General features: G+C 70.7%; 12 protein-coding genes and 2 pseudogenes. 11 read left to right on the forward strand and 3 right to left on the reverse strand.

The window, feature by feature from the left end; all coding sequences use genetic code 11:
* The first annotated feature begins 82 nt into the window (after nucleotides 1–82).
* On the forward strand, nucleotides 83–484 hold the full coding sequence (locus KUM39_RS22660; RefSeq protein ID WP_217787600.1) for a PPOX class F420-dependent oxidoreductase: 402 nt from the start codon (nucleotides 83–85) through the stop codon (nucleotides 482–484).
* Between the two features lie 46 nt (nucleotides 485–530).
* Here KUM39_RS22660 and KUM39_RS22665 read toward each other — a convergent pair whose 3' ends face one another.
* Nucleotides 531–1652, reverse strand: a complete 1122-nt coding sequence (locus KUM39_RS22665) for an FAD-dependent oxidoreductase (RefSeq protein ID WP_217787601.1) — start codon at nucleotides 1650–1652, stop codon at nucleotides 531–533.
* A 151-nt stretch (nucleotides 1653–1803) separates the two neighbouring features.
* Here KUM39_RS22665 and KUM39_RS22670 point away from each other — a divergent pair, with 151 nt between their 5' ends.
* From KUM39_RS22670 to KUM39_RS22695, 6 genes and pseudogenes are all read left to right on the forward strand, one after another.
* Nucleotides 1804–2490 carry a TetR/AcrR family transcriptional regulator gene (locus KUM39_RS22670; protein ID WP_217787602.1) on the forward strand — a complete coding sequence of 229 codons (687 nt, stop codon included), beginning with the start codon at nucleotides 1804–1806 and terminating at the stop codon, nucleotides 2488–2490.
* 146 nt (nucleotides 2491–2636) lie between these two features.
* Nucleotides 2637–3416, forward strand: coding sequence for a VOC family protein (locus KUM39_RS22675; protein WP_217787603.1), 780 nt, complete (start codon nucleotides 2637–2639; stop codon nucleotides 3414–3416).
* 296 nt (nucleotides 3417–3712) lie between these two features.
* Nucleotides 3713–4192, forward strand: coding sequence for a hypothetical protein (locus KUM39_RS22680; protein WP_246620580.1), 480 nt, complete (start codon nucleotides 3713–3715; stop codon nucleotides 4190–4192).
* Between the two features lie 145 nt (nucleotides 4193–4337).
* Nucleotides 4338–4586 (forward strand): annotated as a pseudogene (locus KUM39_RS22685) (DUF2568 domain-containing protein); the annotation flags it as partial.
* 63 nt (nucleotides 4587–4649) lie between these two features.
* Nucleotides 4650–5855: a phospholipase D-like domain-containing protein gene (locus tag KUM39_RS22690; protein ID WP_217787605.1), complete on the forward strand. Its 1206-nt coding sequence runs from the start codon at nucleotides 4650–4652 to the stop codon at nucleotides 5853–5855.
* Nucleotides 5856–6051: 196 nt separating this feature from the next.
* Entirely contained in the window at nucleotides 6052–6297 is a 246-nt protein-coding gene (locus KUM39_RS22695) for a DUF5133 domain-containing protein (RefSeq protein WP_217787606.1), read from the forward strand.
* Nucleotides 6298–6562: 265 nt separating this feature from the next.
* Here the strand turns inward: KUM39_RS22695 and KUM39_RS22700 are convergent, their stop codons facing one another.
* Entirely contained in the window at nucleotides 6563–6841 is a 279-nt protein-coding gene (locus tag KUM39_RS22700) for a GlsB/YeaQ/YmgE family stress response membrane protein (RefSeq protein ID WP_217787607.1), read from the reverse strand.
* Nucleotides 6842–7168: 327 nt separating this feature from the next.
* Between KUM39_RS22700 and KUM39_RS22705 the strand changes: the two genes are divergently transcribed.
* The 3 genes from KUM39_RS22705 to KUM39_RS22715 are packed head-to-tail and all read left to right on the forward strand — an operon-like array spanning nucleotide 7169 to nucleotide 9952.
* Nucleotides 7169–8374: an acyl-CoA dehydrogenase family protein gene (locus KUM39_RS22705; protein WP_217787608.1), complete on the forward strand. Its 1206-nt coding sequence runs from the start codon at nucleotides 7169–7171 to the stop codon at nucleotides 8372–8374.
* 47 nt (nucleotides 8375–8421) lie between these two features.
* The gene (locus tag KUM39_RS22710; RefSeq protein WP_217787609.1) at nucleotides 8422–9246 is read left to right on the forward strand and encodes an SDR family oxidoreductase; all 825 of its coding nucleotides are present in this window, start codon (nucleotides 8422–8424) and stop codon (nucleotides 9244–9246) included.
* A gap of 55 nt (nucleotides 9247–9301) precedes the next feature.
* Nucleotides 9302–9952: a GNAT family N-acetyltransferase gene (locus tag KUM39_RS22715; protein WP_217787610.1), complete on the forward strand. Its 651-nt coding sequence runs from the start codon at nucleotides 9302–9304 to the stop codon at nucleotides 9950–9952.
* Between the two features lie 114 nt (nucleotides 9953–10066).
* On the opposite strand, the gene KUM39_RS22720 is transcribed toward KUM39_RS22715, so the two are convergent.
* Nucleotides 10067–10273: a cold-shock protein gene (locus KUM39_RS22720; RefSeq protein WP_190016681.1), complete on the reverse strand. Its 207-nt coding sequence runs from the start codon at nucleotides 10271–10273 to the stop codon at nucleotides 10067–10069.
* Between the two features lie 472 nt (nucleotides 10274–10745).
* Here KUM39_RS22720 and KUM39_RS22725 point away from each other — a divergent pair.
* Nucleotides 10746–11012 (forward strand): annotated as a pseudogene (locus tag KUM39_RS22725) (FdhF/YdeP family oxidoreductase); the annotation flags it as partial.

Below are 11012 nucleotides of genomic sequence, written 5' to 3' on the forward strand. Positions count from 1 at the left end.
CTGCGACCGGGTGGCGGGCTCCGCCCATGACCGGGCCGGGTCTACGGTGGCCGCAGTACACGCCCGACCCGTGGAGAACTCCGTGACCGTACCCCTCGGCGACGACCTGCTGGCGCTGCTGCGTCGCCCCGCCACCTGCTACATCGCCACCACCATGCCCGACGGCTCGCCCCAGCTCACCCAGACCTGGGTGGACACCGATGGCAAGAACATTCTGATCAACAGCGTCGAGTCGCACCAGAAGACCCGCAACATCGAGCGCGACCCGCGCGTCGCCGTGGCCGTCTCCGACCCCGCCGACCCGTCCTCGTACACCCAGATCCGGGGCCGGGTCGTGCACATCACGAAGCACGGCGCCGTCGAACACATCGAGGCGCTGGCCCAGAAGTACCTCGGCCGGCCGTATCCGTGGTTCGGGGGCCGGGACCAGGTCCGGCTGATCTACGTGATCGAGCCGGACCGGATCAGCAGCCCCCGCGGCTGACCCACGGGAGCCCGGCCCGGCACGCGGTCCTCCCGCTCGACCCGGCTCACTTGCCTGCCAGCATCCTGATCAGGCCGCGCGGCGTGTCCGGGCCGAACAAGAGGTTCTGGAGGTCTTCGCCGTCCCTCGCGGCCGTGGTGCTGCGGGGGAACATGGCCTGCTCGTAGGCGGTGAGGGCTGTTTCGGGGGCGTGCGGGTGGGCTGCCAGGGCGGTGGCGAGTTCGGTGGCGTCGTACATGGCGAGGTTGGCGCCCTCGCCGTTGGGGACGGCGAGGTGGGCGGCGTCGCCGAGGAGGGTGACGCCGGGGGTGCGGTCCCAGCGGTGGTCTGCGGGAAGGGCATTGAGGGGGCGCAGGACCGGGGGTGTGTCCGAGTCGGTTATGAGACTGGTCAGTTCGGGGGACCAGCCCCGGAACTCCGCTGCCACGGCGGCGGTTGAGGCCACCGGGTCGGTGAAATCGATCTCCGCGAACCACGCGAGCGGCTTGGACAGCGCCACGTAGGTGTGCAGGGTGCCGCCGCTCTCGTGGTGGGCCTGGATGCCCTTGCCCGGCGTGAGGGCGGACAGGGAGCCGCCGCCGACGACCTTCGCGGAAGCGGGGTGGCGGGTGCCCGCGTCGTAGAGGTAGGTCTCCACGAACGAACGCCCCGCGTACGTCGGGGTCGCGTCGGAGAGCAGCGGGCGGACGCGGGACCAGGCGCCGTCCGCGCCGACCAGGAGGTCCGTGGTCACGCTCGTGGCGTCGGCGAACACCACCTCGTGACGCCCCCCGCCCAGCGAGCGCACGCCGCTCACCTTGTGTCCCCAGCGGACGGTGCCCGGCGGGAGCGCGTCGATCAGCATCCCGCGCAGCTCGCCGCGCTGAACCTCGGGGCGTCCGCCGGTGCCGTCGTCGGGCTGGTCGAGGAGGACGGTGCCGTCCGGGGCCACGACGCGGGTGGCCTGCCTGCCCGCCAGGACGAGCGCCCTGAACTCGGCGGTCAGGCCCGCCGCTTCCACGGCCGCCTGGCCGGTGCCCTCGTGGAGGTCGAGCATCCCGCCCTGCCCGCGCGCGGTGGGGGACGCCTCCGCTTCGTAGACAGTCGCCTCTATGCCATGCAGGTGGAGGACGCGGGCCAGGGTCAGGCCGCCGAGTCCGGCGCCGACGATCGTGACGGGAGTGGGCATGGGGGCTCCTCGGGGTGATTGCGGGTGGTTCCAGCAGGGCGTGTGGCGGCGGGCTGCGGGCGTGGCCGCCGGGCCCGGTGCTGGAATGGCGTTCCACAATGGAACGTCGCTCCATGTTGGAACGTCGCTCCACCCGTGTCAAGATGACCCCATGACCACGCGGCCCCGCCGGACCCAGCGGCGTACAGAAGCGCTCACCCGTGCGCGCATCGTCGAGACCGCCGTCGAACTGCTGGACACGGCGGGCGAGGGCGGGCTGACGTTCCGGGCGCTGACCGAGCGCCTCGCCACCGGGCCCGGCGCGGTCTACTGGCATGTGGCCAACAAGGGCGAACTGCTCGACGCCGCCACCGACGAGGTCGTCACGGCGGCGCTGGGCGCGGCGCCCGGCGACTCCACCGCCTCACCGCGGGAGGGTATCCACGCCGTCGCGCTCGGACTGTTCGACGCGATCGACGCGCACCCCTGGCTCGCCGCGCAACTCGCCGCCCAGCTCTCCCGCAACCCCTGGGAGTCGGTCACCCCGCGCATCTTCGAGAGCATCGGCCGCCGGGTCCGCGCCCTCGGCGCGCCCGAGAACACGTGGTTCGTCTCGACTTCGGTGCTGGTCCACTACATCCTCGGAGCCGCCGGACAGAACGCGGCGAACGCCCGCGCGGCGGCCCCGGACACGGACCGGGCCGCCTTCCTCGACGCCGTCTCCACCCGGTGGGACGAACTGGATCCCGAGGAGTTCCCGTTCATGCGGGCGGTCGCCGACCAGGTGCGCGAGCACGACGACCGTGAGCAGTTCCTCGCCGGGATCGACCTCGTACTCGGCGGCATCGCGGCAGGCTGACCCGAGCCCCGGCCCCCGCTCCGCCCACGCCCCGTCCTCGCCTCCCCGTGCCGTACGGCCCTCCGTGAGGCCCGTCGAATGGTGAGCCGCCGGTTACGGCGGAATCGTGGCTTCTGTCATGTCCGACCGGACAGAAGGAGCGAGGCATGCCCGAGATCACGACCCCGTACGCGACCGGCACTCCGTGCTGGACCGACCTGATGGCGAAGGACCAGCAGGCCGCGCTGGACTTCTACCGCGACCTGCTCGGCTGGCAGGGGCAGGCGGGCCCGGCCGAGTTCGGCGGGTACGCGGTGTGCGAGCTGCGGGGCAAGGCCGTGGCCGGTATCGGCCCCGCGATGGCGCCCGAGGGGCAGCCGGAGCCGCCGACCGTCTGGACCAGCTACCTGGCCACCACCGACGCCCAGGCCACCCAGGACGCGATCGTCGCCGCCGGAGGCACGCTCCTCGTGCCCGTGATGGACGTCGGCGACCTCGGCCGGATGCTCGTCGCCGCCGACCCGCAGGGCGCGGTGTTCGGCGTCTGGCAGGCCCGCGAGTTCCCCGGCGCGCAGATCGTCAACGAGGCAGGCGCGCTGCTCTGGAACGAGCTGCACACCAGCGACGTCCTGGCCGCGACCGCCTTCTACGGCGAGGCGTTCGGCATCACCATCGAGGAGATGGAGGGCTCCGAGGCGTACTGGGAGATGAAGGTCGGCGGTCGCACCGTCGGCGGGGTCACCCAGGTGGACAACGACCCGCCCGGCACCCCCACCCACTGGCTGACCTACTTCGCGGTGGACGACGTCGATTCCGCCGTGGACGCCCTGGTCAAGCGGAACGGTACGGTCCTCGCCCCGCCGTTCGACATGGTCGCGGGCCGCATGGCCGTCGTCGCGGACCCGCAGGGCGCACCGTTCGCGCTGCTCAAGCCGCGTCCCATGTAGTCGGGTCGCGGGGTGCGGGTGTTCGAGGCGTGCTCCGGGGGCGGTTGTCCCGGCCGGGGCACGCCGCCCCTCGCCGTGTCCGTCCCTCTCCTCCCTCGGAAGAATGAGTTTGCGCCGTCGAGGGATGAGCGCCCGCTCGTTGGAAAGCCTTCCCTCGGCATTCGCCTGCCCTCCGGCCGACCGGCGGTCCAGCGTACGGAGGTGAGTCGCTGCCGCTTCGACCCCTGAGGAGAAGCTCTGTGATCTCGCCCTGTGATCCGTCGAACGCTCCCACCGGGGATGTGGGAGCGGCGATCATGATGGTCGATTCCCGGCTCAAGACCATCTACCACCGCACGCAGGACATCGACCCCGAGCAGCAGAAACTGCTGGACGAGTACGCCGCCTCCCTGGCACGCGACGGCCTCGACGGGCTGATCAACGGCGTGTGCACGCTGATCTACATGTTCACCAGATGGCTGCGCATGGCCTGCGAGGACCACGACAAGGACGTCATCGAGCACGTGGTGCCCACGGTGGTGGCCACGATGCGCATGATGACCAAGACCTACCCTCCCGAGGTCATCCCCACGATGGCGGGAATGATGATCGCCGCCGCCACCGATCTCAGCCCCACCCTGTGGCGGGAGCAGTTCGGTGCCTGGACCGAGAAGGAGATGAACCCCCTCGAAGCCACCGCCGTCCTGCTCGCGGAGCGCATCAACAAGATGACGGAGGACGAGGACTACGCGACCCGGCTCGTCACGGACGCGCTGACCCGTGCGGGAGAGCTGTGAGCGGCTGAGCCTCCGGCCACACCGCCACGCACTCGAGTATCGCTGAAGCCGTGCACGTGAAATCGATCAAGTCGCGTGAAGGAAAGGTGTGTTGAGCGCCGGGCTGGCATGCTGATGATCGCCGGCGCTTCGATTCGTCACCGGTGACTCCCTCGCCGTCCGCGTCCTCCTGGGCATCGGCACCCCGCTGGTGGCCGTCGTACTCTGGGCCCTCTTCGCCGCGCCACGGGCCAGGCTGCGACCGGGGCTGCCGCTCGTCCTGCTCGTCAAGGCCGTGGTGCTGGGCGGCGGGGCCGCCGCGCTCTACGGCATCGGGGAACAGGCCGCCGGTGTGGTCGTGGCGGTCGTCGTCGTGCTCAATACGACGGTGGCGGAGGTTTTCCGCCGCGGGTAGTCCGCTTCGGACGCCCGTCCAGGGGCAGTCGCTCTCCAGGAACGGCACCTGGGAGGGCAATCCATGACCATCGTGACCCCGGACACGGAGCAGCGGGACGGGCACACCGACGCGGCTCGGCGCAAACAGCGGCTCAGACGCCGGCTGGAGAGACTCATCGGCGTCGCGGCGACCGAGGGGAACGAACTCACGCCGCTGCGCAACGGGGACGAGATCTTTCCCGCGATGCTCACTGCGATCCGGTCGGCCCGGCACACGATCGACATGATGACGTTCGTGTACTGGCGGGGGCAGGTCGCCCGCGACTTCGCCACCGCGCTCGCCGGGCGGGCCCGGTCGGGTGTCCGCGTACGGCTGCTGCTGGACGGCTTCGGCGCCAAGGAGATCGAGGGCGACCTGCTGACCGAGATGGAGGACGCGGGCGTCCAAGTGGCCTGGTTCCGCAAGCCGTTGTATCTGTCGCCGTTCAAGCAGAACCACCGCTGTCACCGCAAGGCCCTCATCATCGACGAGCGCACCGCCTTCACCGGTGGTGTGGGTATCGCCGAGGAGTGGTGCGGCGACGCCCGCGGCCCCGGCGAGTGGCGCGACACCCACGTCCAGGTGCGCGGCCCGGCGCTCGACGGGATCGCGGCGGCCTTCGCGCAGAACTGGGCGGAATGCCATGACGAGTTGTACGACGACCGGGACCGCTTCGTGGAGCACGATCAGCCCGGCACGTCGATCGTCCAGGTGGTGCGCGGTTCGGCCAGTCTGGGCTGGCAGGACATGCAGACGCTGATGCGGGTTGTTCTCACCTCGGCCGAGGAACGGTTCCGGCTGGCCACCGCCTACTTCGCGCCGGACACCTACTTCGCCGACCTCCTCTGCGCGACAGCACGGCGCGGGGTGCGGGTCGAGATCCTGCTGCCCGGCCCCCACACCGACCAGCGCGCCTGCCAGTTGGCCGGTCAGGGCCACTACGCCAAGCTCCTCGACGCGGGCGTCCGCATCCACCAGTACCAGCCGACGATGATGCACGCGAAGATCATCACCGTGGACGGCGTCGCCGGACTGATCGGCTCGACCAACTTCAACCGCCGCTCCATGAACCACGACGAAGAGGTCATGCTCGCCGTCCTGGACGAGGAGTTCACCGCCCGCCTCGACCGTGACTACGACACGGATCTGGAGCGGAGCGTCCTCATGGACGCCGCTCGCTGGCGGCGCCGGGCGGCGGTCCAGCGCGTACGGGAGACTGCCGTTCTCCCCGTACGGCGCTTCCTGTGAAGGGACCGGACGGAGTGTGAGGTCCGTCTCTGTTCCGGGGCACGTGTGAGCAGAAGGTGTGAATCGCGCGGTGGGGGGCATTCGCCGTTAGCCGAGTGACTCGGCGTTCCCAGTGACAAAGGCGCCACTGACGAAGTCTTGGATTCTCGCCGTGACATCTGTTCACGCGCGAGCTGGTGTTGCATGGAGGACGACCATGTTGCTGCCCGCGGAGAAAGAACTGCGCACGGTTCTCGCCCGGTTCGCCGAAGCGCGCATCGAGCACGACGTACGCCCCACCGGCCGCACCGGCCGCGCCCTGGAGGACGCCTCGTACACCCTGTGTGTCATGACCGGCAATCAGACCATCGAACGGGCTCTGCACGCCGCCGACTTGATGCTTGAGCAGTACTGCGCCGACCGTACGGCGGTGGTGCGCGAGGAGCCGGAACTCGCCGCATAGCCACACAGCGGGAGAGCGTGCGGAAGGACCCCGGGAGGCGGACGACGCCCCTTCCGGGGTCCGTTCGTATGACCCGTGCTCCCGTATGCCCCGCGCTCCGCATGCCCCGCACTTCGCGTGCCCTGTGCCCGCAAGCCGCAAGCCGCAAGCCGCAAGCCGCAAGCCGTCCCCGTGCCATCTGTCGTGCCCCGAACACGCCGATGGCTCCCGCCCGTTGCCGGGGAGGGAGCCATCGGCGTGTTCGGCCGCGTGGGCCGACGATGTGTCAGGCGTGGCGGTGCGAACTCCGGTTGCCCGTGATGAGGCGGTAGAGCGCCAGCAGGATCAGCGAGCCGACGATCGCCGCGATCCAGGTGGAGAGGTCGAAGAACCCGTCGATGGAATCGACGTGGAAGATCACCTTGCCGAGCCAGCCGCCCAGCAGACCGCCCGCGATGCCGATGAGCATGGTGATGATGATTCCGCCCGGGTCCTTGCCCGGCATGATCGCCTTGGCGATGGCGCCGGCCAGCAGACCGATGATGATCCACGCGAGGATGCCCATGTGGCTCTCCGTTCCCTTGTAAAGACGGTGTCAGAAAACCGTGTACGCAGTTCCGGCCCGAACAAACGTCTCTGTTTGGAAAAGGGCCGTCGCCCTGCTCCGTCGCCCGTGGCCGTCGCTCGTAGCCGTCACCCGTCCCCAGTCCCCGGCGGCCGGGAAGGCGTTCGGCGGATGCCCGAGGACCCGTCCCGAGAAATCCTGAGAAATCCGCCGGAACGGTGAACTCCGGCCGGGTCCGCCCTCGTGGTGAGGGAGGTAGGTCTGCCGTCCGGAGGTTCCGCTTCGCTCGTAGCGGGCCCGCACCACCGGACCAGAAGGAGACCCGTCATGTTTTCCCCTGCCCCGAGCCGAAGGCCGGACCGTCGGCGGACCGCCGAGGAAGCGCGTCTGCTCGACGCGGCGGAGGGTGTTGTACCGATGCTCGCCGCGTACGCCGAGGAGACCGAGGCGTCGCGCCGCCTCGCCGAGCCGGTGGCGAAGGCGCTGACCGAGGCCGGTCTCCTTCGGCTGGCCACACCGCGTGTCTTCGGCGGCCACGAGGCGTCCGCGCGGATCGCCACCGAGATAGGCGCCGTCCTCGCCCACGGCTGCGCATCGGGTTCCTGGGTCACCGGCATCGCCTACGGAGGCGCCCGCTTCGCCGCCCAGTACCCCGAGGAGGTGCGGCGGAGTATCTGGGAGCACAACCCCGACAGCGTCGTCTGCGGCTCCGTCTCGCCGCAGGGGAACGTGCGGTACACCGACGACGGTGCCGTCATCGGCGGGCGCTGGGGCTGGGCCTCCGGCATCCGGCACGCCGAATGGGCCCTGCTCGGCCTCCGGGCGCCCGAGGAGGGCACCGGTGACCGGGTCCTGGCGCTGCTGCCCATCGGTGACATCGATGTCGAGGACTCCTGGTACGTCGCCGGGATGCGCGGCACGGGCAGCGAGACGGCGGTGGCGGACGAGGTGTCCGTCCCGGCCGAGCGCCTGCTGTCGTACGTCGAGGTGGCCGGTGGCATCGGCCGCCGCAGGTACCCCGGGGAGCCGCGTGTCACCGTGCCGCTCTCCATCAACCTGCCCCTCGTCGGCACGGCTGTCGGACTGGCCGAAGCCGTGCTCGCGCGGGTCATCGACAGCCTGGCCGGCGGCCGACGGAGGCCGTCCGCGCTGTACGGCCACGCGGCGGACGCGGTCGCGCACCAGTTGAACGTCGCGGACGCCGCCATGCTCATCGACACGGCCTGGCTCCATGTCCTGCGCGCGGCCGACGAGTTGGACGAGCTGTCCCGCGCGGGCGAGCGCCCCGACCTCGCCACGCGGGCCCGGATGCGGCTGGACAGCACCCTCGCCATGCGCTGCGCCCGTGACGCCGTGGACAAGCTGATGGACACCGCGGGCGCGGGTGGCTTCGCCGACGGGTCGTTCACGCAGCGGGCCTGGCGCGACCTCGAAACCGCCTCCCGGCACGTGTCGTTCAGCTCCGAGGTCACGCGGGAGATCTACGGCCGCGTCCTGCTGAACCGGCCGGTCCCCGACAGCCCCGTCATCTGAACCGCCGCACCACCCCTGCACCACGCGAAAGGCACCACCGCACCACCATGCCGTCCACTCTCGACAACCGCTCCGCCGCGACAGACACAGCCCCCACCGCACCCCCGGACACCCCGCCCGCCCCCACCGCCGAGCACCCCCGCGTCGCGCTCGTCTCCGGAGCCGCCCGCGGCATCGGTGCCGCCGTCGCCGCCGAACTCCACGCCACCGGCGCCCTGGTGGCCCTCCTGGACCGGGACGATGAGGGCGTACGGCGTACCGCGTTCGCCCTCGACCCCACCGGACGGACCGCGCTCCCCCTGGCCGCCGACGTCTCCGACACCCCGGCACTGCGAGCGGCCGTGGCCCGGGTCACGGAGCACTGGCGGGCACCGGACATCCTGGTCAACAACGCCGCCCTGTCCGTCCCCGCGTCCATCTGGGACGTGCGGGAGGACGAGTGGGACACCGTCATGGCCGTCAACCTGCGCGGAGTCCTGCAACTGACGCGGCTGTGCGCACCCGCCATGCGCGACCGGGGATGGGGCCGCGTGGTCAACGTGACCTCGCTCGCGGGCCAGCAGGGCGGACGGCTCATGGGGCCGCACTACTCGGCCTCCAAGGCCGGAATCCTCGTACTGACCAAGATCTTCGCCCGCGAGCTGGCCGGGCACGGGGTGACCGTCAACGCCGTCGCCCCCGCCGTGATCGAGACGCCGGTGATGGACGGACTCGGCGCCGAGGAGCGTGCCGCCATGTCGCGCGCGATCCCGGTCGGACGGCTCGGGCAGCCCGCGGAAGTGGCGGCGCTCGCCGCCTACCTGGCCTCGGACGCCGCCGGTTACGTCACCGGGGCCACCTTCGACATCAACGGCGGCTCGTTCATGCGCTGAGCGCGTGGCCCCGCCCGCGTCTCGTACGGGAACGCCTGCTCCGGAGTAGTACGACATGATCATCGACACCCCCCGCACGTCCCTGGAGTGGAGAGGAGACCCCGAGGAGTTCCACCGGCTGCACGCCCCCGAACTGGCCCGGATCGGAGCGGACGCCTTCGGCCGTTCGGTCGAGGTGATGGCGGAAGAGGTGGAGAAACGTTTCGGTAGATCCTTCGCCGCGCAGATCATCCACGCCGACGGCCGTATCGCGGGATTCTGTCTCTACGACCGGATACCGGGCGACAGCGGCCTGTGGTCCATCGAGGGCCGCGCCACGCTCACGGCGTACCAGGGGATGGGGCTCGGGGCGCTCGCTCTCGCCCGTTTTCTGGAGGTGACCGGCGCGGAGACCGTGGTGTCGGTGACCCGCAACCCCGCGGTCTGCCGTCTCATGGCCCGCCGCTTCACTGTCTGCCTGCCCGACCTCGATCCGGCGGCGGCCGATCCGCTCCGGCCGCTGGAGCACAGTGCCGTGCGGGATGCGGTGAAACGTTACGCCGACCATCTGGACGCCGCCGACAACCCGCTGCCCTTCCTGGAGAACCGTTACCCCGGCGGCCTGTACGGCGCCGCCGACCCCGGCAGGGCCATGCCCTTCCCCGAACTCGCCGGGCACCCGGCGAACGGGATGATCACGGTGGGCACAAACCGGCCGGACGTGTGAGCCCCACGGCTGCCGCGAGGGCCCGCCCCGGCCGCCGTACGGGTGGGGAAACGGCGAGCGCGTGGCTCCCGGAACCGAGGGTTCCGGGAGCCACGCGCTGTGGTTCGGCCGGGATCAGGCGACGACCGTGATGTTCTCGGCCTGCGGGCCCTTCTGGCCCTGCGTGACGTCGAACGTGACGGACTGGCCCTCCTGGAGCTCACGGAAGCCGGAGGAGTTGATGTTGGAGTAGTGCGCGAAGACGTCCGGACCGCCGCCGTCCTGCTGAATGAAACCGAAGCCCTTCTCGGCGTTGAACCACTTCACGGTACCGCTGGCCATGCCATTGCCTCTCGGTCGTTCACGGGCCGCACTGTGCCGCCCGTGAATTGCTCTGCGCCGCGACCCACAGCATGGCGCCCGCACCTGATGATGCGGGCGCCCTGCCGAACCACGACTTCTGCGGCGTGACGCTACACGGCGCAGTCAATCGAGGCCAGCGCACAACGAGTTCCGGTGGCGCGGTGTCGAGAATCGGGCTCCGCCCGACGGACCGCGCGCCCGGCCCGGAGATCGCCGCGCACCCCGTGTCCGAGCTCGCTGTACGCCGTATATCTGCTACGGAGAGTGAGAGTGGGCGGTCTCGCGGGCGGGTCGGGACAGATCGTCTCGCGTTCCTGGATCAACCCATTTAGCCTGTTTTGAGGTGTCGCCGTGCCGGGCGGCACCTTTCCCGGACCGGTGAAGGGTGAAAGCCGTGACTACCTCCCGTGAAGAACAGGGTCGCCCTGGTACGGAGGAGGGGGAGCCGTTCGTGCCGAACGTGGGCGAGGCTCCCGAGGGCAAGCCGTCCTTCCAGCCGTACCACCACCCGGCAGCCGGCTGGGGCGCCGCCATGAGCGTCAGCAGGTTCCTGCTGCGGGAGCGTGCGGTGGACGGTCCGCGCGCGATCCTGAAGATGAACCACGAGAACGGCGGCTTCGACTGTCCCGGCTGCGCCTGGCCGGACGACATGAAGGGGCTGCATCTCGACATCTGCGAGAACGGCATCAAGCACGTCACGTGGGAGATGACCGGCAAG

Source organism: Streptomyces corallincola, from assembly GCF_019104725.1.
Taxonomy (GTDB): domain Bacteria; phylum Actinomycetota; class Actinomycetes; order Streptomycetales; family Streptomycetaceae; genus Streptomyces; species Streptomyces corallincola.